The organism is Vibrio ruber DSM 16370 (assembly GCF_900163965.1).
Taxonomy (GTDB): Bacteria; Pseudomonadota; Gammaproteobacteria; order Enterobacterales; family Vibrionaceae; genus Vibrio; species Vibrio ruber.
Window position 1 is genome coordinate 58,212 of the sequence record NZ_FULE01000014.1, and the last position, 24,448, is coordinate 82,659.

Consider the following 24,448-nt stretch of genomic DNA (forward strand, 5'->3'; position numbering starts at 1 on the left):
TACAGCCTTTCATTTCACAGTTGCAATTAAATACACAAGAGTGAGTTTATGCTTAAATTCATTGCGAAACGGATGCTGGAAGCCATACCGACGCTACTGGTGCTGATCACAGTATCCTTTTTTTTAATGCGCTTTGCGCCCGGAAGCCCGTTCTCTTCAGAGCGAGCCGTTCCGCCACAGGTTCTTGCAAACATCAATGCCGAATATGGGCTGGATAAACCCATCGGTGTTCAGTACCTCACTTATCTGAAAAACATTTTGCATGGTGATTTCGGGCCATCCTTCAAATATAAAGATTTCAGTGTTAACGAATTGGTCGGAAAAGCATTGCCGGTTTCAGCAAAAATCGGGGCAACCGCTTTTGTCTTTACGATCATTCTCGGTGTGGCGATTGGCACCATCGCAGCCCTGAAGCAGAATACGTGGCTGGATTATTCATTAATGGCAACGACCATGTTGGGGATTGTCATCCCGTCTTTTGTCTTTGCTCCGGTGTTGATCTTTATCTTTGCCATTAATCTGGAGTGGTTACCGGCCGGAGGATGGAATGACGGCTCGTTCAAATATATGGCACTCCCTGTGCTCGGGATGTCGTTGCTCTATATTGCCACGTTTGCCCGGATTACCCGAGGCTCAATGATTGAAACGCTCAACAGTAACTTTATTCGCACCGCTAAAGCCAAAGGCCTCAGCTACGGTTACATTGTTGTTCGTCATGCATTGAAGCCAGCGCTATTACCTGTTGTTTCTTATATGGGGCCGGCATTTGTCGGTATTATTACCGGTTCAGTGGTGATCGAGACCATCTTTGGCTTACCGGGAATCGGGAAGTTATTCGTGAATGCAGCCTTTAACCGAGATTATTCACTGGTACTCGGCATTACCATCCTAATTGGATTTTTGTTTATTTTGTTCAACATGATCGTCGATATTCTTCTCGCCTATATCGATCCGAAAATCCGCTATTAGAGAGGCTGACACATGATTGGAAATAAAGAGAATGTCCAAGCACTGGAGCGATTCAGTGAACAATTGGAAATTGAAGGAAGAAGCTTGTGGCAAGACGCCAGAATGCGCTTTCTACGCAATAAAGCCGCCATGGTCAGTCTGGTTATTCTGGCATTGATTACCTTGGCGGTGCTGATTCTGCCTTATATGGCAACGTACAGTTTCGAAGATACCGACTGGTATGCGATGAATGCGGCACCATCGGCTGAACACATTTTCGGAACGGATGCTTTAGGCCGCGATTTATATGTCCGGACATTAATCGGCGGTCAGATTTCACTGGCGGTCGGTATTCTGGGGGCACTGGTTGCCGTGATTATCGGTACGCTTTACGGTGCGACTTCCGGGTACATCGGTGGCCGGGTCGACCGCGTGATGATGCGGATGCTGGAGATTCTGTACGCGATCCCATTTATGTTTTTCGTCATCGTGCTGGTGACCTTCTTTGGGCGTAACATCATGCTCATCTTCGTGGCTATCGGTGCTATTTCATGGCTGGATATGGCACGGATTGTCCGGGGACAAACCCTGAGTCTGCGCAGTAAAGAGTTTATTGAAGCCGCACACGTCTGTGGCGTGAGTCAATGGAAAATTATCACCCGTCATATTGTCCCGAATGTACTGGGCATTGTCGTCGTTTATTCGACACTGCTCATCCCGACAATGATTCTGACGGAATCATTCCTCTCTTTCCTCGGTTTAGGGGTTCAGGAACCACGGACAAGCTGGGGAGCCTTACTGCAAGAAGGTGCAAACACGATGGATCTTGCAATCTGGCAGCTCGCGTTTCCTGCCGTATTTATGATTGTGACACTATTTTGTTTTAACTACGTTGGCGACGGATTGCGTGATGCACTCGATCCGAAAGACAGATAAGCCGGGAGCACTGTATGAACTTACTTGATGTACAAGATCTACGGGTTGAATTCTCGACACCGGATGGCACCGTGACAGCCGTCAACGATCTGAATTTTTCATTAAAACAAGGCGAGACACTGGGAATTGTCGGTGAATCCGGCTCCGGAAAATCTCAGACGGTATTTGCCATGATGGGTCTGCTGGCGAAAAACGGCAGGGTTTCCGGCAGTGCCCGGTTTGAAGGCAAAGAAATCCTCAATTTGCCGGAAAAAGCGCTCAATAAAATTCGCGCAGAACAAATTGCCATGATATTTCAGGATCCAATGACCTCTCTGAATCCCTATATGAAAGTCAGCACACAACTCATGGAAGTGCTGATGAAACATAAAGGGATGGGGAAAGCAGAAGCATTTGAAGAATCAATTCGGATGCTGGACGCAGTTAAAATCCCGGAAGCGCGGAAACGTATCACCATGTACCCGCATGAGTTCTCCGGAGGAATGCGCCAACGGGTCATGATCGCCATGGCACTGCTGTGTCGTCCGAAACTGTTGATTGCAGATGAACCGACGACCGCGTTAGATGTGACGGTACAAGCGCAGATTATGGATCTGCTGAATGAGCTAAAATCTGAATTCAATACCGCCATTATCATGATTACCCACGATCTCGGTGTAGTCGCCGGCTCTTGTGAAAAAGTGTTGGTCATGTACGCCGGCAGAACCATGGAATACGGCAGCGTCAACGATATTTTCTATCAACCGAGTCACCCTTATGCAGAAGGGCTGCTTCGCGCCATTCCACGGCTGGATACCGAAGGCGACGTCCTTCCGACCATTCCGGGCAACCCACCCAATCTACTCCGGCTCCCGACCGGCTGTCCTTATCAGGAACGATGCCATCGGGTTACAGAACGCTGTAAACATGAAACACCAGCCCTTACGACGTTTGGCAATCAACGTCAACGGGCCTGTTTTTCTGACTGGGAGACTTGGGAAAAATGAATCAGAAATCCTTATTACTTGATATCAAAAATCTGAAAGTTCATTTTCAGATAGCCTCAAAGTCGGCTTGGCCTTGGTCGCCGCCTACTGCACTCAAAGCGGTTGATGGCGTCAATGTCCGCCTTTATGAAGGTGAAACACTGGGTGTGGTCGGTGAGTCCGGTTGCGGTAAATCTACTTTTGCCCGCGCGATTATCGGGCTGGTCAATGCAACGGAAGGTGAAGTGCTCTGGCTCGGTCAAGACCTGACCCGCATGAAAGCCGTTCAGCGCCGCGAAACTCGTAAAGAGATTCAAATGATCTTTCAGGACCCGTTAGCGTCGCTCAATCCGCGAATGACAATTGGTGACATTATTGCCGAACCCCTGCGGACATTTTATCCGGAGCTCTCTTCTCTGGAAGTCAAAGACCGGGTCAAAGAAATGATGATGCGCGTCGGATTGCTGCCGAATGTGATTAACCGCTATCCGCATGAATTTTCCGGCGGGCAGTGTCAGCGGATTGGGATTGCCCGAGCCTTAATTCTACGGCCGAAAATGATCATCTGTGACGAGCCCGTTTCAGCCCTGGACGTCTCGATTCAGGCACAAGTGGTTAACTTGCTCAAAGAGATCCAAAAAGAGCTTGGCTTGAGTCTGGTATTTATTGCCCATGACCTGTCGGTCGTCAAGCATATTTCTGATCGGGTCATGGTGATGTATCTGGGGAACGTTGTCGAGATTGGTGAAGCCGATAAGCTGTTTGCAACCCCGAAGCATCCCTATACAACAGCGTTGATGACGGCAGTCCCGATTCCTGATCCAAATCTGGAACGGCAGAAAAAAATCCAGATGTTGGAAGGTGATCTCCCGTCACCGATGAATCCACCGTCAGGCTGTGTATTCCGTACCCGTTGCCCGAAAGCACAACCACAATGTGCCCAAAATAAACCGGTACTCAGTGGTGACGAACAGCACGCGGTCGCCTGCCCTATCGTGCTCTGATTCGTGAATAACAACCTGAAGACGGTGAACTCCCATTTCATCGCCTTCAGGTTTCTCTGTTGCCCGTATCAGTATCAAAAACTACCTCACCAAACAATTGCTACCAAACTCAGCAATTTTGTTCAAGTTTTCCTAAATTGACTTTTCTATCATAAAATAAACATGATACGCAGCAAGTTAGGTATTCACATGCGAACAGGTAATCATTTCAAATTTGAAAACAGCACTGCGCTTCAAGGTGTCAAGACACTGACGGCCAATATGCACGATTTCAGTTATGACAAACATGCCCATGAAGAATACTCTCTGGGTGTCACATTACAGGGCAGACAAGACTTTTTTTGCTGTCGCGGCTTTCACCAAAGCCTTCCCGGTGGTGCAATGCTCTTCAACCCTGATGATGTTCATGACGGACACTCAGGTGGTACCACTGATTTATCGTATGTGATGACTTATATTCACCCTCATGCATTGCAGGATCTTTTTCTGGCTCTGGGTGTCAAACCGAATCAAACGGTCCGTGTTGAAGGTGTGTTATTTGACGACCTGCTCCTCAAACAACAGATTCTGACCTTCGTCCATTCCATCAACAGCGGTTACCATTCGAAAATAGAACAAGAGCTGGCTCTCTTTCGTTTAGCCCATACGCTGGTCACGAAATCGGGGACATTGTGTGAAGCAGCCCCACAACGACGTCAGGACGTGTTACTGAATCGAGCCAAAGCGTTCATTCACAGTCAGTACCAAGACGATTTAATGATTGATGACATTGCTGCAGTCGCTAACATGTCGAAATATCATTTTATTCGCTTGTTTCGGGCACAGTTCGGGATTACGCCTCACCAGTACGTGCTCAACTGTCGTATCAACGGTGCACAAAAAGCGCTGGAGTCCGGCCTTCCTACATCAACGGTGGCGCAAATGTTCCGTTTTGCGGACGTCAGCCATATGAACCGCCGCTTCAAAAAACTCTATGGTATGACACCAAAACAGTATCAAACGCAACTGAGCCTGATACCACAACGCTAATCGGCGATATCCCCATCAAAACCACTGACAACCATTTCAGCCAGTGAACACCATGAAAACAGGTAAATAAGCAATGCTCGAAATATGGACTTATGCTCTGGGAATTATGTATTCCCCCGGCCCGGTAAACCTACTCAGCCTCAATGGCGGTATACAGGGACAAACACGCTGTCATCTTGGATTTTTCTGCGGTGTTGCCTGTGCGATGTTCATCCTATTTATTAGTTTAAGTTATATTGGTAACACGCTCGTCAATGATGACATTCTCCCTTACATTGCACTTTGCGGATGTAGTTACATTCTCTATCTGGCATGGCAACTGATGCGCTCATCCGTGACGCTCAAACAACGGACCTCATTCACACTCTCATTCAAAAGCGGAGTGATGATGCAGCTCCTCAACCCCAAAGGCCTGATTGCAACACTGCCAATTGCAACGATTCAGTTTCCGGCACAAAATATGACCGAAGCACAGATCGTCTACTGGTCTGTCGCACTTGCATTATTTGCCGGATGTGCCCCCGGAAGTTATTCGGTCATCGGTAATATTGTCGGAAAACATCTTATGAATACGATCTGGTTACAACGCGTACAACAACTATTGGCTTTACTCTTGGTTTACACAGCGTTCAGTATCGGGTTCGAGCATATTTATAAAGTCTGGTTCTGGTAAGCACTAATCAAAAAGTATCCGAGGGATAATATATGATGCTCTGGACTGGATAGGAATTTTGTCGCTAGTGCAACGCAACGGGCTCGAAAGAGCCCGTATGTATAGACGAGAATAGGTGACGGAATCTTAAAATTCGACGATCAACTTACCTTTGTTATCCCCGCTAAATAGCAGTTTAATGGCATCCGGCGCATTTTCGATACCATGAATCACATGAGTGCGATACTTCAGCTCCCCTTTCATCAGCATCCCACCTAAAGCCTGACCATAATCAGCAAACCGATCAAAATGATCCGGCATCGTGAACCCTTGAATCGACAGACGCCGCTTAATAATATTCATCCAACTTGGTCCCGGATCTGGCTGATCTTTATTATATTCAGCAATCAGACCACAGACAGCGATACGCCCATGCGCATTCATCCGGGCAAAAATAGGCGCCTGTGCGACACCGCCGGTATTTTCGAAAAACAGATCAATCCCATCCGGAGTTGCTGCTGCAAGCTGTTCGGCAAAATCTTGATCGTGATAATTCAAGGCAGCATTAAACCCTAACTCTTGGGTAATCCATTGCGCTTTTTCTTCACTACCGACAACCCCGACAACTCGCAGTCCGAGGTTCTTCGCCATTTGTCCGACGAGTGAACCGACCGAGCCGGCCGCTGCGGTAACGACCAGAGTTTGTCCCGGCTTTGGTTGTAAAACCTGATACAAGCCATGATACGCAGTCACACCCGGCAGCGAAATAACCGCCAGTACAGCTTCAGCCGGAATCTCCGCCGGTATTTTATTCAATCCGGTTCCGTCTGAAATCAGGTATTCCTGCATCCCCGTCATCCCCAGTACTTTCGTACCTTCAGGGTAATCCGGATGTTTGGAAGACACGACTTCTCCCAGCCCGCTGGCACGCATGACCTCTCCCAGTTTTACCGGGGGGATGTAACTATTTTCATCTGAACTCATCCAACCACGCATCGCAGGATCAAGAGACAAATGCGTAACTTTGACCAAAAACTCACCGTCTTGTGGGGTTGGTATCGTTGCTGTTTCTATTGAGAATACATCAGCAGTTATCTCCTGCTGAGGTCTGTCAATCAAATGAACCGCCCGATATGTCTGCATATTTTCCTCTCTCATCGAATGCTTTGTTTTCATTCATCACGACAACCTGTTCAAATCATATCTTATTGATTTTAGATGGGTCGTGACTCAACATGGTATATTTTATGTATTCAGTATCTTAATCTGCCATTATCATTTCAATAACATCCATTAAATATTATGAATATATTATATTCAGATATTTAAGTAATGTAATAGTGATATATATGGTGACGAATCTGGCCATTTTAAAGGGGGAGGACATACAGAAAGATAAAAAACAGCGCCATCCTAATTTATAAAGATAAACTGCCATCTGATGTCATCAATGATTTTCATCAGATAACAGTATTCTATTTTCTCAGTTAAACTAATGAAGATTCCATACATGGTTCAAGCTGAATCGATATAGCTTTGCCGTTAAGCGACGCATACTCAGTCCCCATAGGGGCATCTCCCATTGAAAGGGATAACTCAATAGAATCATCATGTTCAGATGTCACTGCCGGTATACCTTCTCCAAATTGTTCAGCTAAATCTTCATCCAAAAATGCGAATGTGATTAAATAGCTTTTTCCGATACGAATATCGCTTGGGACATGGCCTAAAAAACATTGAACAATTGAGCCATGAATATCAAAAGTGATCTCTTCTCGTGCTTCTGGATTAATATGAATGACTTTGGCTTTATATTTTTTCATGAAGTCTCCGTTATTATATTTTGATAAATCGTATTAGCATAAGTAAACATTATTAAAAATGTTAAAACGTAGCGCTATACTCCAGATGAAGATAATTGATTATTATCACCATGACATGGAGATTAACTCTAATTTATTTGTTTTTATTCATATACATATGCAAATAAATCAATCAATAAAATGACTAACCAACCAATCATCCTGATAATACGACGATTTTCCTTCATAAGCATAATCGATTTACAAAAAGAGACAATTTATTCTTCCGGCGCCACATCACAATTAAAACCTTCTGCACAAATGCCCGATTCTCTCTTAGCCTTCTCAGGATGATGAAGCGGAGGATGATTGCTTTACCCTCCGTTTGGCAAATGACTTTCTTGCCCGCGAGCGCTTCACTGGCTGAGGGAGTGAACGTAAAGAATCCGGTGGCGGTGCAGTTTTCACTTGTTGCATTAAATGACCGATCTGTTGCGTAAGTGCAGTCATAAAAGGCTGATAAGCCTGATTTTTCTCTGCCATATCCTGCAACTGATGTTCCCATTGAGCGGTCATATCCGGATATGTCGATTCTACGGGTAACGCATGAATCAGCCCTCTCCCCGCAGGCGTGCTGCGGATCTGTTTTCCTTCCCGCTGTAAGAGTTGGCGCTTGATCAGCGTATCAATAATACCGGCGCGGGTCGCTTCCGTTCCGAGTCCGTCTGTTTCGCGTAATATTTTTTTCAGTGATTTATCTTCAACAAATCGGGCAATCCCCGTCATCGCGAGCAATAACGTTGCTTCTGTAAAAGGCCGTGGCGGCTCAGTCTGATGGCTACCGATTTCACCTTCACGACATGTCAAGATAGTGCCTTTTGTCAACGGAGGAACCATTTCAAGACCATCTTGGTCATCATCACGAAATCCCGTCACAGTCTTCCAACCGGGCGAAACCATCTGTTTACCTTTGGCAATAAACGTCCCACCGGCAATCTCAAATACCAGTTGAGACTCGGCATAGCACGCGGGTGGATAAAACTGGATCAAATACTGTCTGGCAATCAAGTGATAAATTTTCTGCTCATCGCCGGACAACATTGCACTCTTCGTTTTCGGGGTCGGAATAATGGCATGGTGCGCATCGACCTTACTATCATTCCATGCTTTAGATTTCAAAGATAAGTCCGCCCCATCAACGGCTTGCTTCAGCGCAGGTTCAAGCGTAGATATTGTAGCAGTTACAGCGGCCGATGCCTGCCAGTGCTCCGTGGGCAGATAGCGACAATCCGAACGAGGATAGGTGATCAACTTATGTTTCTCGTACAACCCCTGACAGACGTTCAGCACTTGCTGGGCACTCATACCATATTTCTTCGCAGCATCAATCTGTAAAGCCGAAAGTGAATAAGGCAACGGCGCATTTTGACGCGTTTGTTTCTGTTCTGAATCGGTGACCGTCGCTGGCTGCCCTTGAATTCGTCTGGCGACGTTTTCAACCAGTGGCCGATGAAGCACACGCCCTTCATCATCCTGCCACGGGCGACAGGCTTCACTCGGTTTCCAGCGTGCGCGGATATCAAAAGCTTGATCTGCTGTGTGATATGGAATCAAGGCATGAAGAGTAAAGTAATCACGAGGCACAAAGTTTTCAATCGTCTCATCCCGACGAACCACCAGCCCCAGTACCGGTGTCTGAACTCGTCCGACAGAGAGAACCCCTTGATAACCAGACCGTTGCCCCAACAAAGTATACGCTCTCGACATATTCATGCCATATAGCCAGTCCGCCCGGGAGCGAGCCAATGCAGAGACAGAGAGCGGTATAAATTCTCGGTTGTGCCGAATTTGTTGTAACGCCCGTTTGACTGCCGACGGATTCAAATCATTAATCAACAGACGTTCTGTTTCTGCCCGACGCTGTTGACTGACACGGCAGTGCTCCAGCACTTCATCCACCAAGAGCTGCCCTTCGCGATCAGGATCTCCGGCATGAACAATCTGTAAGGATGAGGATTTGAGTAATTTCTTAATTACTGTCAGTTGCCGCGCAGCAGTCTTTCGCGGGCGAAGTTGCCATTGCTGCGGCACAATCGGTAAGTCTTCCAGCCGCCATTTTTTATAGCGCTCATCGTAGGCTTCCGGTTCAACCTGTTCTAAAAGATGACCAATACACCATGTGACGATATCACCATTACCACAGCGAATACAGCCATCCTCCTTCTGATGAGGACGGGGTAAAACATCGGCAATCGCACGGCCGAGACTCGGTTTTTCAGCAATAAATAAACGAGGCATAAAAACAATGAAGGCCACAAAAACTTGTGGCCTTAACATAACAGGATCAACTGTAAATTTATACAGTTTACTCTTCTTTTTCTGCGCGAGCTGCTGCTTCTTTAATCAGGGGTTGCAACTCACCTTTCTGGAACATTTCCAGAATGATGTCACAACCGCCAACCAGTTCGCCTTCGATCCATAACTGAGGAAAAGTCGGCCACTGGGCATAAACCGGTAACTCTGCACGGATATCCGGATTTTGGAGAATATCCACGTAAGCAAATTTTTCTCCACAAGCCATCAATGCCTGTGCTGCCTGAGATGAAAAACCACAACTAGGTAGCTTGGGCGAACCTTTCATATAAAGCAGAATTGGATTGTCAGAAATCTGCTTTTTAATTTTATCGATTGTTTCCATGATGTCCTCGTCAGAGCGTTTAAAAATATGGGCTATTCTAAATCATTAACTGAGAATAAAAAGCCTATTATTATTATGGTCTCTTTCATTCCGGATACAACGCTGTCTGGTTATGTTGACAAATTAGTGCTTTTAATAAAGTAAAAACTTGCTAAAATAGAACCAAGTCAGTCGTATTGACGAGCATCAAAAGAAAATAACTCTGGAAGCTAACTGAAAGAGCAACTCTTTCAAACACAATGGAGAACTGAGCAATGTCATTTGAACTACCCGCTCTTCCTTATGCAAAAGATGCATTGGAACCTCATATTTCAGCAGAAACACTAGACTACCACCATGGTAAGCACCACAACACATATGTGGTTAAGCTGAATGGCCTGATCCCAGGTACTGAATTCGAAAACAAGTCACTTGAAGAGATCATCAAAACTTCATCTGGCGGCATTTTCAATAACGCGGCTCAGATTTGGAACCACACATTCTACTGGCACTGCCTGTCACCAAACGGTGGCGGTGAACCAACGGGTGCAGTTGCCGATGCCATTAATCAGGCATTTGGTTCTTTCGAAGATTTCAAAGCAAAATTCACTGATTCTGCAATCAACAACTTTGGTTCATCGTGGACTTGGTTGGTGAAAAAAGCTGATGGCTCTCTGGATATTGTGAATACATCGAATGCAGCAACACCAATCACTGAAGATGGTGTAACACCACTACTGACTGTTGACCTGTGGGAACACGCCTACTACATCGATTATCGCAACCTGCGTCCTGATTATATGAGTGCTTTCTGGGCACTGGTTAACTGGGACTTTGTGGCTGAAAATCTGGCGAAATAATTCGGTTATTCCGAATCTTTCAGATTTCTGCAATCATCCCCTGCCTCGGCAGGGGATTTTTTTATATAAAATTCAACAAGAATGATATTAAAGTCATCTCCTCTACTGCCGATATGTAAGCATCAGACGGAGAAGATGATGCTACAGCCAACCACCGAAATCCAACACACACTGGATAAAGCAAACCTGATTAACGAACTGCAATGCGGACAGAGCGTCAATCAGGCGATCGCACAAAACCGGCGGGCCGATTTTGCATTGCTGCTTGCGATGCTCTCTAACGATATGCGTGAAACGACGGCAACAGAAGTGATCGACCCGATTCACCATACCGACAGTGAATTGCGCAAACATTTTGCCCTAACGTCACCACAACCGTTACGATCCGCTCAGGAAACCTACGCATCCGGTGCTCAGATTGCTTTACAATTTCATCAAGGAGGAATCTGTTCAGCAAAACTTCAGCATTACCTGCGTCCAGATGCTTTGTCTTACTTCCCCGAACATACCCATCAATTGGAAGAATCGGTCTATCACAACCTCTCAGGTCACCAACGTCGTCAGCTGGAAGGCAAAACCTCATCACAATCATTAAATTATGAACTTTATAATCAATTGGTTACTAACCGGAGACTGTCCCAGATTCAGGCGCAGGCCTAACCGTTTTTCTGTAATCACACGATGACACACCGGTAGTTGTGTGAATTATCCCCCAAAACCGTTCATATAGTGCCGCTTAAAATATATTCTTTGACCTTTTTCACATCCTTCCCTGATGGGTTCAACCATGCTAATCAGACATGAATAACAATAACGAACCACAGGAAACGCCAGCCATGCATATCAAGGATTCAATTATTCTCATCACTTCATCAGGAACAATGTTGGGAAGTGCATTCGCTGAGCGCTTCGCTCAACTGGGCGCCAAGATAGTCCTGACAGACACGCATCAACAAGAATTGCTGACGACTTACTCGAGAATCAGGGAGCTTTCAGCCAGTACCAGTTATTTCTTTCTGCCGGATTACTCACCAGGTTCAATCGAAGCATTACTGAATTTTATTGCCGAGAAATATCAGGAAGGCCCGGATATATTGGTCAATCACTGGCCTAATACCCCGTTACCTTCAGTGACAGATGAACAGCCTCTGGAGATGTTTACCAACAACCTGACCATTATGGCTTCGACAATTTTTTCCTTTGGACAGATGAGTGCTGAACGCATGAGGCGTGACAAAAAAGAAGGTGTTATCGTCAATATCATTTCGAACACCGATCAAGACACAGTGAAAGGATTTGAAAACTCGGCATCAATGGTTACCGGATTTACTCAAAGCTGGGCAAAAGAGCTGACACCATTCAATATTCGGGTCGGGGCGGTAATCCCCGTTTTAGAAGCAGCCGATGGCGAATCGCGACCAACACCTATATTGTTAGATGAGCTGATTCGGAATACAGAATATATTGTAGAAAACGAGTATTTCAGTGGTAGAACGATGTCGGCTTGAACAACCGATATTAAGAAACAGACCAGATGAGCACGCTTATTCATCCATATATTGATCAAACAACGCTTCCTGCTCTGGATCATAAGTCTCTTTTTTCTCAATTTCAGCTTTGAAATCCTGATGCTGCAAGTAGATTTCTCGGGTTAATGCATAAGGATCGGGTGAGTTTTCCAGCATTGACTCCTGACTGACTAACGCAGCCCGGCTTTCCATCCCCTCAAAAATAAATTTTGAAACACTTCCCCAAATATTCAGGTAAGAGAGAGGAGCATAGGCCTCATCCACGAGATTCGTCGCAGAACGGGGGGTATAAGGCCCGGCAGCGGGCACCATCAGATAGGGGCCATTCCCGACACCATAATGCCCCAGCGCATCCCCAAAACCTTTTTGATCGGCTTTGGTTATCCCGGCTTCAGATGCAATATCAATGAGGCCGAACAATCCGAAAGTCGTATTCAGCCAAAAACGGTTAAAATGGTTCAATGCCTGATGACCATTGCCCATGAGCAAGTTGTTCACCATACTTGACGGCTCATCAAGATTTGAGAAAAAATTCGCAATGGCACGGCGAATCGGGTTGGGCACATGATCGACATAAGCGAGAGAAACGGGTCTTATCACATAAGGGTCAAGATAATCATAATTCAGAGTCCAGAAGCTGCGATTGACACTTTCAAGCGGATCATTTACCGATGTATCAGGATTCTGTGAGTTAGCGTGATCAGTGGTGCTGCATCCAACCAAAACCAATATAATAAAACCTAGACAAAGCCGCTTGATACGGTCATTCATTTCATTTTTCCGTTTTCTTCTTTTGACTCAGAATACGAGTGATCAATCCGGCAGAGTAATACTTCCTATGACCGATTCCCCAAAACTCGCTCAGTATATTCATATCGTTTATCAATAACAACTTCAACCGATACTCTCCGGCCGGACAACCTCATTTATTGTTCAACACATGTCCAATGTTACGCCATGACATCTTGAACCCATTTGAACGGTGCCAACAAGCGCTCCCCACTGATGCAGTTTATCTCCGGAAAAATTTAGCACACTTTTACTATCCGGGAGGGAAAAGTTCACAATCAGAAAACCACAGTGACAGCGAACACCTTGCTACACAAGACTTATGTCTTTTAGTACACCTGTAGATTTGTGGCATGAGTAAGCTAGTAAGCTGAGAGAACAAAACAAGTTCGATAGACAGATATATCATGTCCCAGACAGATATTTAAGTATGCTCCATGTTCTCTAAACAATAAAAAAGAAGCCCGCAGACTTCTTTTTATCATTTACACACTTTTCTTTTTCGGCGGAGCCTTTCGTTTGACAGTGCCGCCCTCCGGGCGTGCGCCCAATGGTGGCACTTTTTCCTCTCCGGAGAGTTTTTTCTGAAGTGAAAGCATCAGTTCCGCCTCTGCTTTGGGCAGCTCACACTCTTCTATCAATTCATTAATATCAGCGCCAAGCTGCACCATTTTTGAAGCTCGGGTATAAAGCCGGGCATCACTGTCTTGCTGCTCTAATTCTTTTATTCGCTCATCCTGATGCAAAATAATTTGCTCTTGCTCAGATATTTTTTGCCCCAGTCCGACAACGACAGAACGAAGCTCAACAAGCTGTTTATTCGCTTTTTGCAGCGACTTATCCAATGTTCTTGACTCCTGACGGCGCATCTCAGACTGCGTTAAAATTAAGCGTCTTAAACGATACAGCGTCAGAATCAACAAGAAAACAACAAAAATAGCTCCCCCGAATAAAACGGGAAAGCTCAATAAAATGTCACGATACATTATAAGTGAGCCACTTCATCCCACTCGTCATCATTCAACAGTTTATTCAGATCAACCAGAATCAGCAGTTTGCCTTCCCGGTTACTAACACCCTGAATGAATTTAGAGCTTTCATCCGTTCCGACACTTGGTGTTGTGTCAATTTCAGAAGTCCGCAAATAAACGACTTCTGCAACACTATCCACCAAAATACCAATCACTTGACGTTCAGACTCAATCACGATAATTCGAGTATTGTCAGTCACTTCGCCATCAATCAGGCCAAAACGAGAACGGGTATCAATCACTGTTACCACATTTCCTCGCAGGTTGATAATCCCCAAAACATAATCCGGTGCTCCGGGAACAGGGGCAATTTCAGTATAGCGAAGGACTTCCCGAACCTGCATCACATTAATGCCGTAAGTTTCTTCCTCTAACTGGAACGTCACCCACTGAAGCACTTCATCATTAGACTTATCTTTTTTCACTTCTACTTCATTTGTATGAGACATACCTTATCCTCTCTAAGTCGAATCCGACACTAATGTTTTCGGTAAATCTAATCATTATCGAGTGCTTTAACATCTAATCCGGCCTTTAACATCGCGGTTAATGCTTCCACATGAATCAAAGCACACATTTTCTCTTTTACCATTCCGGCAAGCCAAGGGCGTTTTCCGGCCTGTTCACGCCAACGAACCTTTTCAGGGTTCAATGACTCGGTTCCTCTCAATTGATCACACGCGAGCCCCCAAGAACTGTCACCCAGCATCACGATATATTGATAGGATTCCTTATAATCATCATCTTTTAATTTTTCTGCCATCACCCAGCGGGCTGTATCGACAACATCCAATTGCTGTTCACGATTGGTCTGTAAACCGAGATACCACTGGGGTCTGCCAATAAGGTGACTGACTTTTTCCAGACGATGGATACCACCCAATTCATCCAACGGTACAGCAAATAGAATTTCGTTAACCTCAAAATACAGCACCTGAAAGTTTTCAGCCCTTTCCGTACTGTACCAAGTAATATCACCGACAGTGCCACCGACCTGAGTCTGGGGTTCCGGCTGAGTCTCTTGTTCAATGTTTTCCTGAACATCTTCCACTTCAGCAGTCTGCGTCACAACCTCAGGCTCAACAGCCAGAGGTTCACTCATAATTTCAGCGGTCGCAATCTCTTCTTCCTGCACATCATCCGCTAAAGTTTCAACCTCAGACGGTGTTGCAACTTCAATCACCTCTTCAGATTGAAGATCAATATCCCAGTCCTGTATCTCATCTTCTTCGACACGAGTCTCCTGATGAGCGGAAATCTCCTGAGTATTTTTGTCCAACAACGCGGCAATATCTTCAATTTCATCAACCGGGTTGGATGACTCCAGCTGATTTAAGAGCCGCTGCACATCTTCAAGATTCGGAAACAACGCTTCATTTTGATAAATTTCTGGCTCTTCAGTAACACTAACACGCTGTGTCTGTAATTGTGGTACAACTTCAGCGTCTTGCGAAACTTGTGCGTTTTTTTCTTGAACCAGCTCTAACTCCCCAGCCTCTTCATCGAGTAAGGCAGCAAAGTAATCATCTAAAGCTTGTTCACTTGATAACGCAACATCACGATTCATTAATCGCTAACCTCTCTAAGTAGATAAGCAATTGTTTGTATGCAAAGACCCCCCGGCTGCCCTCCGCAAAGTGAGATGCAGGTAGACGTTTCAGACTCGCATCTCTGAACTTGGTATCAATCGGTACAGCAGATGTCCAGACTTGATCCGGATAATCTTTTTTCAATTGGGTTAATGTCTGTAGAGAAGCTCTGGTTCTTTTATCATACATGGTCGGAACAATGGTCACCTTAAATTCACGGCTCCGAGACTTTTGCATAATACTGAGCGTCCGCACCATCCGTTCCAATCCTTTCATCGCCAGAAACTCAGTCTGTACAGGAATCAAGATCCGATCACTGGCCGCCAGTGCATTGACCATCATCACCCCTAAAATCGGTGGACAATCAATTAACACATAATCGTACTGATGACGAAGTGCTAATAAGGCTTTTTTTAGAATCAGCCCCATGCCGCTTCGGTTTCCCATCACACGATCCAGCGTAGCCAGAGACATATGAGCCGGAATTAGATCCATCCCTTCAATATCGGTCTCAATCACCAGAGGACGAACTGATTTTTCTTCCAAAGACGGCAACTGGAACAGATCAAATAAACTTGATTCAACATGATCAGAATCATAACCGAGATAGGTCGTCAGTGAAGCATGAGGGTCGGTGTCGACCAGAAGCACCCGATGACCTTTTTTGCATAGCAGACCAGCCAACGTAATGGTTGTCGTTGTTTTTCCTACTCCACCTTTTTGATTGGCAACACTCCAAACAATCATCGGTTTTCCTTATGCAAGACCCACTTCTACCAAAATACGCTCAGCGATACGTTCCAAAGGCAAACTTTCAGACGAGATTCCCGCTTTAGCGACAGCCTGTGGCATACCATACACAACACAACTTTCTTCGTCCTGTGCCCAAATCGTCGCACCGGCTTGCTTTAACATTCGGGCACCTTCACGACCATCAGCCCCCATCCCGGTCAGTACGATTGAAAGAACTTTATCGGCGTAAATCTTTGATGCAGAACCAAACGTTACATCGACACACGGCTTATAGTTCATTCGTTCACCGCCGTCGAGAATACGAATTTTGGCAGCGCCTGCCCGGCCTTCTATCATCATTTGTTTTCCACCGGGCGCTAAATAAGCAACCCCCGGCTGCAGAACATCACCATCAGCAGCTTCTTTAACCGATATCTGGCATAGAGAATCAAGACGACTGGCAAAAGCTGCTGTAAATGTCGCAGGCATATGCTGGATCAACAAAATAGGATGAGGATAATTCGCAGGGAGTTTTACCAATATTTTTTGCAGAGCGACCGGGCCACCGGTAGAGGTACCGATGGCGGTTAATTGATAACGTTTTCCACTGGCTTTAAACCGAACCGGAACGGAAGAGCTGGTACTGCCACTCAAAGGACGGGAAATTCGCCCTAAAGGCGTGCGCTGTGTTTCCGTTTGAGACGCAATCGTCGTATTCGGTCGAGAAGAAAGCGGAGAGACACGGCGAAGATAAGCCTTCTTGCGGGCAATTTCTAAAACTCGCTGTTGCAATAACGTAACGGCTTCATCACGGTTGCGGGCAATATCCTCAAATTTCTTCGGCAAAAAATCCATTGCGCCCGCATCGAGCGCATCTAATGTTGCTTTAGCACCATCATGAGTCAGGGAAGAGAACATCAATATTGGCGTCGGATTATCGGCCATGATTTCTCTCACAGCAGAAATACCATCTAGTACTGGCATCTCAACGTCCATCGTAATGACGTCTGGATTTAAGCTTTTTGCCTTTTCAACAGCTTCACGGCCATTGATTGCGACGTCAATGACTTCTAAACGCGATTCCGAGTTAATGATTTCACTAACACGACGTCTGAAAAAACTTGAGTCATCAACCACTAAAACTCTTATCGCCATATTTTCCCTTATTTAACCAATCAGTTAGATGCGAGATGCAGCCGCATAGTTTTTCAATAAATCAGGAACATCCAGTATTAATGCAATATGCCCATCACTGGTAATTGTTGCACCAGCCATCCCCGGCGTTCCCTGCAATAAATTATCTAACGGCTTAATCACAACTTCTTCCTGTCCTATCAGTGTATCGACGACGAAGCCAACTCTTTGGTTCCCCAACTGTACAATGACAACATGTCCATGCCCTTTACGATGCTCAATAATGCCCTGACGAGGTGCGAGCCAATTTTGTAAATAAAACAAAGGGATGGATTTTTCACGTACGATAATAGTCAACTGTCCATCAACCACATTGGTCCGACTCAAATCCAGATGGAAAATTTCACTCACACTTGCCAGTGGTAACGCAAATGGGCTCCCTGCGACACCAACCATGAGTGTAGGCAGAATTGCCAGTGTGAGTGGCACTTTAATGGCTATTTTGGTGCCTTTACCAATTTCGGAATCGATATCGATCGAACCATTCAGAGTGTTAATCGCCGTTTTGACCACGTCCATACCCACACCGCGACCGGATATGTCAGAAATCTGTTCTTTACTGGAAAAGCCGGGCATAAAGATAAGGTTAAAGCACTCTTTATTGCTTAAACGAGAAGCGGCATCTTCATCCATAAGCCCTTTCTTAACGGCAATGCCTCTCAGTTTATCCGGATTCATCCCTGCACCATCATCGATGATACAAAGTTCAATGTGATCCCCTTCTTGTGAAGCAGAGAGCAGCACTTTACCAGTCCGAGATTTACCCGATTTCACGCGGTCATCCGGCATTTCAATCCCGTGGTCGACAGAGTTACGAACCAAGTGAATCAGTGGATCCGCAAGCGCCTCAACGAGGTTTTTATCCAAATCAGTTTCTTCACCGCGCATTTCCAGCACGATATCTTTTTTCAAGCTTCTTGCTAAATCCCGAACAACCCGAGGGAAACGACCAAATACTTTCTTGATCGGTTGCATCCGAGTCTTCATGACTGCGCCTTGCAGGTCAGCAGTCACAACATCTAAATTTGATACAGCCTTTGACATTTCTTCATCATTGCTGTTCAAACCAAGACTGAGCAGACGATTTCGAACCAGCACCAACTCACCAACCATGTTCATGATCGTATCTAGTGTGGAAGTATCGACACGGACACTCGCTTCAGCCTGTGGTTTTTTCGCTGCGGCGACTTCTTTGGACTCTCGCGTCGCAACCTGAGTTTGAGCTTCAGAGCTTTCTTTAACTGGCGGTGTCACCGATGGTTTCGGTTGAGCACTTGCTTTTGGTGCTGCAGCCGCTTTTTTGGGCGCTTCTGTTGCTTTCGCGGCTGGCTTCGGCTCCAAGTTAGCCGACGCCGGTTTAACCGCCATTTCCAGTTCTTCTATTGATGGCCCTTTTCCTGCACCATGTAGCTCATCCAATAACTTTTCGAACTCGTCATCGGTCATCAAATCACTATCACTGCCACTTGAGGCAGATGCGGATGACTGAGCAGTTGCACCTGATGCCGGTGTTTTCTCTGGTGGCGGAGGTGGTGCAGCGGTTTTTTTGTCTTCGAGTGAAGGACCTTTCCCGACACCGTGAAGTTCATCGAGTAATTTCTCGAACTCATCATCAGTAATATCACCACTGTCAGTCGTGGTACTTTGCTGTGATGACGTTTTAGATGCCTGACCTGACTCTGGTGGTGTGGATTCTTTTGATGCAGATGGCGTACGATTTGCCGGTGAATTCCCTTTACCATGAAGTTCATCAAGCAGTTGCTCAAACTCATCTTGAGTAATTTCATCAATTGAGTTGGCATTTGTGGTTTCAGAAACAACGTTGTTTTCTGGTGGAGGTGTCTCTTCCGCTGATGCAACAGGCTCTTCATCGGGCAATGAGGTTTCATCATCATCTGACGAATCCGAAGCGAGCAGAACATCATCTGATTCGTCTTCATCAGCAGAGGCGGGTTGAGAAAGGCGGTGTAGCTCTTCCAGTAAGGTTGGGTCTGCAGCTTCAAGCGGTTCACGATCTTGCACGGCTTGGAATTGTTCGTTCACGGTATCCAGAGCCCGTAACATCGTGTCCATGAGACCTGAAGTTACTTTTCGCTGTCTGTTACGTAATGTATCAAAGACATTCTCGGCACCGTGACAGGTTGCAACTAACTCCGTCAAAGCAAGGAAACCTGCCCCCCCTTTTACCGTATGGAACCCTCGAAAGATTGCATTTAAAAGGTCGTTATCTTCAGGATTATTTTCAAGCTCAACCAACTGCTCGGACAGAAGCTCTAATATTTCACCTGCCTCAACTAAAAAATCCTGTAAAATATCTTCATCTAATTCGTAGCTCATACAGCACCTCTAAAAACCAAGACTCGATAACAAATCGTCAACTTCGTCTTGAGATGAAACAGCATCACTTCTTTCATGAGGATTCAAAATTGGCCCCTCAGGATCAGTAGATTGATGTTTTGTCTTATCTTCTTGTTGTTGTTCTGATTGCTCTGTTCCAAACACGGTAAGAATATCGACCAACCGCTGTTCGACTTCACTAACCAATGTGATAACCCGACGAATAATCTGTCCTGTCAGGTCTTGGAAATCTTGAGCCATGAGAATGTCCATCAACTCACCACGTAATTCCGAACTATCGCCTTCAATCTGGCTAAGTAGATCGTCAATTCTATGGCAGAGTGCTTTGAACTCATCTAATGCGATACGGCCTTTCATGAGCTCATTCCACTGAGGACGAACATCCAACAGCGTCTGATGCAATTGATCAGCGATAGGCATACAGCGATCAACGGCATCCATTGTTTTGTTAGCAGCAACCTCGGTTTTGGAAATGACGTACTGGAGGCGATCTTTTGCATCAGGAATTTCAGCCGTCGCAATCTCACTCATCCGTTCATCGATGGTGAATTCCTTTATCGATTCATGCAGTTCTCGGGTCAGTTCACCAATCTGCCGAAACATAGGATCAGCAGATTTAGCCTTATATATATTCACCAATAATGCATTAGCTTCTTCTTTTTTGCCGCTTTCCAATAAATGGACGAGCTGTTGTGCTTGTTCTAATTCAATCATCCTGAAGAGCCTTTATACGCGAATAAATGTTTCTCTCACCTGATCAGATACTCAGACCAACGTTCAAGACTTATAAACGCTCAAAGATTTTATCCAACTTTTCCTTAAGCGTAGCCGCTGTAAATGGTTTGACAATATAGCCATTTACACCTGCCTGAGCAGCTTCAATAATTTGCTCACGCTTCGCTTCGGCTGTAATCATCAACACCGGCAGGTGCTTCAGCTCTTCATCAGAACGAATGTGTTTCAGTAAATCAATCCCTTGCATTCCCGGCATGTTCCAGTCGGTCACGACAAAGTCAAAATCACCTTTCTTAAGCATAGGCAAAGCCGTCAACCCGTCATCAGCTTCTTGAGTATTATTAAAACCCAAGTCGCGGAGCAGGTTTTTCACTATTCGGCGCATTGTTGAAAAATCGTCAACAATAAGGATTTTCATGTTTTTATTCAAAATTGCCTCCACTGAGTATGAGATCAGTGATATTTAGTCATTTTGTGTCCAAGAACGCAGCTTTGTTCTTAAACGCTGCATGGTTTGGCTTAATATTTGGCTTACGCGAGATTCACTTACACCAAGCACTTCACCAATTTCTTTTAAGTTTAGCTCTTCATCATAATAGAGCGAAAGTACTAAAGCTTCACGTTCAGGAAGCGATTTTATTGATTCAACCAATGCTTTACGAAATGATTCGTCAGCAACACCTTTAAATGGTGAGTTTTCATCATCACTATCAAAAGGTGATATTACGTCATCAGAAACCCCTAAATCTTCAATACCAACAATTCGGGAACTGTTTATATCGGTAATGACGCTATGATATTGATCTAACGACATTCCCAGATACCTGGCAACTTCTGTATCGGTCGGTTCACGATTTAATTCACCTTCAAGTACCGAAATTGCCTGACTGATCTCACGATTATATTTATGAACGGAGCGGGGAACCCAGTCTCCACGACGAATATCATCCAACATTGCACCACGAATACGAATACCCGCGTAGGTTTCAAAACTGGCGCCTTTACTATTATCATAGTTTTTTTGCGCTTCGAGTAGTCCGATCATTCCCGCTTGAATTAAATCTTCGACCTGAACACTCGGAGGTAACCGTCCGATCAAGTGGTGTGCGATACGCTTAACCAATACAGAATACTTTTCCAGAAAAGCCTGCTGATTATTGATATTTCCATATTGATCGTAAGTCAGCGCCTTATTCACCAAAAGGTTCCCCTACTATTTCAGTTCGATTTAGCAACCGTTCAACAAAAAATTCCAAATGGCCGCTCGGTGTTTTGGGTATAGGCCATGTTAATGCTTTATTCGCCAAAGAGCTAATTGCAAGCGATGCCGGTGAACGTGGAAAGGCATCAACGATGATTTTTTGTTTTTTCACAGCCTGACGTACATTATCGTCTAAAGGTATACATGCGACGAGTTCTATGCCGACATTCAGGAACCGCTCTGTGACTAAGGTCAACTTCGCAAACAATTCACGTCCTTCTCGATAACTTCGCACCATGTTGGCAACAATCTTAAAACGCTGCACCTGATGCTCACGGCTCAATAACTTAATTAAAGCATAAGCATCGGTAATTGACGTCGGTTCATCACAAACAACCACAACAACATCCTGAGCAGCCCGAGCAAAGCTCACAACCATATCAGAAATACCAGCAGCCGTGTCAACCAACAACACGTCCATTTCCTCTTCTAAGCTACCAAATGCCCGAATCAATCCGATATGTTGTGCATGGGATAATTCTACCATGGACTTAGTGCCGGAAGTTGCCGGAATAATTCTAATCCCATATGGTCCTTCAACGATAGCATCTTTTAGCTCACACTCACCAGCCAGGACATGCCCCAGATTCTTTTTGGGACGAATACCTAACATGACATCTACGTTTGCCAATCCCAGGTCAGCATCAAGTACCATCACTTTTTTGCCCTGACGAGCCATACTCATTGCCATTCCCAAGGTGACGTTGGTTTTCCCAACACCACCTTTTCCACCCGTCACTGCAATCACTTTTGTCAGTGTTGGTTGGCTTAAACGGCGCAGGCCGCTTGCTTGGTCGAAAATCATTTTATCTGTCATATCTATTCGCCGCCTAGATTCTCTCTGAGTCACTACTCCAGTAGTGAGGCTCATTGTCAGCCGACTTCTCTAGCAATTCGTTCGCTTTCGCTACCATATATTTTGGCTGAGCTATCACAATATCTTCAGGGACACGCTGACCATTCGCGATGTAAGCGACTGGTAACGCATTTTCTACCACCACACTCACAAACTCTCCCAAACTCAAGGATTCATCTAACTTGGTCATGATGCATCCGGATAAGGGAATTCGTCTGAAGTGGTCAATGGTTTCCTGAAGCACCTTTCTTTGTGCTGTTGCTGGTAAAACTAAGTAACTTTTGATCACACCACCCCGGTCCTGCATTAAAGTGTCAAGTTGCTCAGACAGGCGCACATCTCGTTGGCCCATACCGGCTGTATCCACAAGAATCAGACGTCGATTTCGTAACTGTTGAACTACATCGGCTAACTCGTTGGAATCTTTAGCAACTTTTACCGGACACCCCATAATTCTGCCATATATCGCTAACTGCTCATGAGCACCAATACGATAAGTATCCGTCGTGACCAGTGCGACATTATCCGAACCGTATTCCATCGCGGCTCTGGCAGCCAGTTTTGCAACGGTTGTCGTTTTTCCGACACCGGTCGGGCCAAGCAAGGCCACAACCCCGCCCCGCTTTAAAATATCCTGATTCACAACCGGAATTTGATCCGACACCAAACCAAGCAAAGCACGCCATGCTTTCGGCGGCGGCGTGTCTTCCGGTATATAACAAGCAAGCTGATCTGCCAATTCCAATGACAATCCCATCCGAGATAACCGCTTGATTAACATTGCTCGCAATGGTTCCCGACGCTCAACCTCTTGCCACATTAGGCCGGAGACCTGATGTTCCAGAAGACGACGAATTGAATTGATGTCTTCTTTCATCAACTCAAAATCCTGGGGACTCTGCGACTCTTCTTCGCGTTTTTGGCGACGTTCATAACGAGAAGGATCCAGTTGAGGCTTGTGAGGCTCTTCTCGCTCTTCCCATCGGCTGACAGGCCCGTTCTCCCCATGGCGTGAAGAGGCATGACTTGCGGTAGTATTCTTTTCTTTGGCTTGACGCTGCAACAAAGACGACAACGAATCTTCGCGTGTCGGTTCTTCATCTGACTGAGCCGGCGTATACTGTTTCAGTAAATTGGCAAAGCGGTTGGTCATAGAACCACGTTGACCGGAAGACTGCCGCTTCTGTTGTGGTTTCTGAAGGGTTGTCGCTGCACGTTGACCAAGCTGGACACGATCATCTTCTAGCTCGCGTCGTCCTGATGAAGCGGCCGAAGGTGCATTCCGGTAACGCGGCTGAGAATTATAACCGTGCACCTGTGTTTTAGGAGTAACGGTATCGCTGTCAACCGCAGCAACGATTTCTACCCCACCTGCAACTTTTTTATTAGACATGATCACCGCATCGACCCCAAGTTCTTCTTTCACTTGGAGTAGTGCGGTTTTCATGTCTTTAGCAAAAAATCGTTTTATCTTCAAAGCAGCAACCCACCATCATGTTTA

Annotated in this window: 25 protein-coding genes; 9 read left to right on the forward strand and 16 right to left on the reverse strand. The window is 45.5% G+C overall.

Translation table 11 applies throughout. From position 1 onward, the window contains the following. The first annotated feature begins 48 nt into the window (after positions 1 to 48). The 6 genes from oppB to VR7878_RS04440 all read left to right on the forward strand — a co-directional run bounded on the left by oppB (position 49) and on the right by VR7878_RS04440 (position 5,555). Positions 49 to 969: an oligopeptide ABC transporter permease OppB gene (gene oppB, locus VR7878_RS04415; RefSeq protein ID WP_077333762.1), complete on the forward strand. Its 921-nt coding sequence runs from the start codon at positions 49 to 51 to the stop codon at positions 967 to 969. Between the two features lie 12 nt (positions 970 to 981). Next, entirely contained in the window at positions 982 to 1,884 is a 903-nt protein-coding gene (oppC, locus tag VR7878_RS04420) for an oligopeptide ABC transporter permease OppC (RefSeq protein ID WP_077333764.1), read from the forward strand. Positions 1,885 to 1,898: 14 nt separating this feature from the next. Beyond that, positions 1,899 to 2,870, forward strand: coding sequence for an ABC transporter ATP-binding protein (locus VR7878_RS04425; protein WP_077333766.1), 972 nt, complete (start codon positions 1,899 to 1,901; stop codon positions 2,868 to 2,870). Then, complete coding sequence (gene oppF, locus VR7878_RS04430) at positions 2,867 to 3,853, forward strand: murein tripeptide/oligopeptide ABC transporter ATP binding protein OppF (RefSeq protein WP_077333768.1); 987 nt, start codon at positions 2,867 to 2,869, stop codon at positions 3,851 to 3,853. The genes VR7878_RS04425 and oppF overlap by 4 nt, the downstream gene beginning before the upstream one ends. Before the next feature lie 189 nt (positions 3,854 to 4,042). Next, positions 4,043 to 4,882: an AraC family transcriptional regulator gene (locus VR7878_RS04435; protein WP_077333770.1), complete on the forward strand. Its 840-nt coding sequence runs from the start codon at positions 4,043 to 4,045 to the stop codon at positions 4,880 to 4,882. A 73-nt stretch (positions 4,883 to 4,955) separates the two neighbouring features. Further along, positions 4,956 to 5,555 (forward strand): LysE family translocator, encoded by a 600-nt coding sequence (locus tag VR7878_RS04440; RefSeq protein ID WP_077333772.1) that lies wholly within the window; start codon positions 4,956 to 4,958, stop codon positions 5,553 to 5,555. Between the two features lie 126 nt (positions 5,556 to 5,681). Here the strand turns inward: VR7878_RS04440 and VR7878_RS04445 are convergent, their stop codons facing one another. From VR7878_RS04445 to VR7878_RS04460, 4 genes are all read right to left on the reverse strand, one after another. Further along, positions 5,682 to 6,677, reverse strand: a complete 996-nt coding sequence (locus tag VR7878_RS04445) for an NADP-dependent oxidoreductase (RefSeq protein WP_077333774.1) — start codon at positions 6,675 to 6,677, stop codon at positions 5,682 to 5,684. A 344-nt stretch (positions 6,678 to 7,021) separates the two neighbouring features. Then, a complete protein-coding gene (locus tag VR7878_RS04450; RefSeq protein ID WP_077333776.1) occupies positions 7,022 to 7,357 on the reverse strand; it encodes a UCP019853 family protein in 336 nt (111 codons plus the stop codon). A 324-nt stretch (positions 7,358 to 7,681) separates the two neighbouring features. Then, positions 7,682 to 9,634, reverse strand: coding sequence for a DNA topoisomerase III (locus VR7878_RS04455; RefSeq protein WP_077334183.1), 1,953 nt, complete (start codon positions 9,632 to 9,634; stop codon positions 7,682 to 7,684). A 67-nt stretch (positions 9,635 to 9,701) separates the two neighbouring features. Next, complete coding sequence (locus VR7878_RS04460; RefSeq protein ID WP_077333778.1) at positions 9,702 to 10,034, reverse strand: Grx4 family monothiol glutaredoxin; 333 nt, start codon at positions 10,032 to 10,034, stop codon at positions 9,702 to 9,704. Positions 10,035 to 10,288: 254 nt separating this feature from the next. Here VR7878_RS04460 and sodB point away from each other — a divergent pair, with 254 nt between their 5' ends. The 3 genes from sodB (at position 10,289) to VR7878_RS04475 (ending at position 12,381) form a co-directional block, all read left to right on the forward strand. Beyond that, on the forward strand, positions 10,289 to 10,873 hold the full coding sequence (gene sodB / locus VR7878_RS04465) for a superoxide dismutase [Fe] (protein WP_077333780.1): 585 nt from the start codon (positions 10,289 to 10,291) through the stop codon (positions 10,871 to 10,873). 138 nt (positions 10,874 to 11,011) lie between these two features. Beyond that, a complete protein-coding gene (locus VR7878_RS04470; protein WP_235862847.1) occupies positions 11,012 to 11,533 on the forward strand; it encodes a VC2046/SO_2500 family protein in 522 nt (173 codons plus the stop codon). 176 nt (positions 11,534 to 11,709) lie between these two features. Next, a complete protein-coding gene (locus tag VR7878_RS04475; protein ID WP_077333782.1) occupies positions 11,710 to 12,381 on the forward strand; it encodes an SDR family oxidoreductase in 672 nt (223 codons plus the stop codon). 36 nt (positions 12,382 to 12,417) lie between these two features. Here the strand turns inward: VR7878_RS04475 and VR7878_RS04480 are convergent, their stop codons facing one another. The 12 genes from VR7878_RS04480 to flhF form a co-directional block, all read right to left on the reverse strand. Beyond that, positions 12,418 to 13,173 (reverse strand): MlaA family lipoprotein, encoded by a 756-nt coding sequence (locus VR7878_RS04480; protein WP_077333784.1) that lies wholly within the window; start codon positions 13,171 to 13,173, stop codon positions 12,418 to 12,420. A 503-nt stretch (positions 13,174 to 13,676) separates the two neighbouring features. Beyond that, a complete protein-coding gene (locus tag VR7878_RS04485) occupies positions 13,677 to 14,177 on the reverse strand; it encodes a DUF2802 domain-containing protein (RefSeq protein WP_077333786.1) in 501 nt (166 codons plus the stop codon). Beyond that, complete coding sequence (locus tag VR7878_RS04490; RefSeq protein ID WP_021018794.1) at positions 14,177 to 14,671, reverse strand: chemotaxis protein CheW; 495 nt, start codon at positions 14,669 to 14,671, stop codon at positions 14,177 to 14,179. Before VR7878_RS04490 ends, VR7878_RS04485 begins: the two co-directional genes overlap by 1 nt. 47 nt (positions 14,672 to 14,718) lie before the next feature. After that, the gene (locus VR7878_RS04495) at positions 14,719 to 15,789 is read right to left on the reverse strand and encodes a chemotaxis protein CheW (protein ID WP_077333788.1); all 1,071 of its coding nucleotides are present in this window, start codon (positions 15,787 to 15,789) and stop codon (positions 14,719 to 14,721) included. Then, positions 15,779 to 16,558: a ParA family protein gene (locus VR7878_RS20785; protein ID WP_139344007.1), complete on the reverse strand. Its 780-nt coding sequence runs from the start codon at positions 16,556 to 16,558 to the stop codon at positions 15,779 to 15,781. The genes VR7878_RS04495 and VR7878_RS20785 overlap by 11 nt, the downstream gene beginning before the upstream one ends. Positions 16,559 to 16,567: 9 nt before the next feature. Further along, on the reverse strand, positions 16,568 to 17,698 hold the full coding sequence (locus VR7878_RS20790; RefSeq protein ID WP_139344008.1) for a protein-glutamate methylesterase/protein-glutamine glutaminase: 1,131 nt from the start codon (positions 17,696 to 17,698) through the stop codon (positions 16,568 to 16,570). Positions 17,699 to 17,722: 24 nt separating this feature from the next. Next, positions 17,723 to 20,074 carry a chemotaxis protein CheA gene (locus VR7878_RS04505; protein ID WP_077333790.1) on the reverse strand — a complete coding sequence of 784 codons (2,352 nt, stop codon included), beginning with the start codon at positions 20,072 to 20,074 and terminating at the stop codon, positions 17,723 to 17,725. 9 nt (positions 20,075 to 20,083) lie between these two features. Next, complete coding sequence (locus VR7878_RS04510; RefSeq protein ID WP_077333792.1) at positions 20,084 to 20,809, reverse strand: protein phosphatase CheZ; 726 nt, start codon at positions 20,807 to 20,809, stop codon at positions 20,084 to 20,086. 70 nt (positions 20,810 to 20,879) lie between these two features. Beyond that, positions 20,880 to 21,248, reverse strand: a complete 369-nt coding sequence (gene cheY, locus VR7878_RS04515; protein ID WP_038179952.1) for a chemotaxis response regulator CheY — start codon at positions 21,246 to 21,248, stop codon at positions 20,880 to 20,882. Positions 21,249 to 21,293: 45 nt separating this feature from the next. After that, complete coding sequence (locus VR7878_RS04520; RefSeq protein WP_077333794.1) at positions 21,294 to 22,028, reverse strand: RNA polymerase sigma factor FliA; 735 nt, start codon at positions 22,026 to 22,028, stop codon at positions 21,294 to 21,296. Further along, on the reverse strand, positions 22,021 to 22,908 hold the full coding sequence (locus VR7878_RS04525; protein ID WP_077333796.1) for a MinD/ParA family protein: 888 nt from the start codon (positions 22,906 to 22,908) through the stop codon (positions 22,021 to 22,023). The genes VR7878_RS04520 and VR7878_RS04525 overlap by 8 nt, the downstream gene beginning before the upstream one ends. A 13-nt stretch (positions 22,909 to 22,921) precedes the next feature. Beyond that, positions 22,922 to 24,424, reverse strand: a complete 1,503-nt coding sequence (gene flhF, locus VR7878_RS04530; RefSeq protein ID WP_077333798.1) for a flagellar biosynthesis GTPase FlhF — start codon at positions 24,422 to 24,424, stop codon at positions 22,922 to 22,924. Between the last annotated feature and the right edge of the window lie 24 nt (positions 24,425 to 24,448).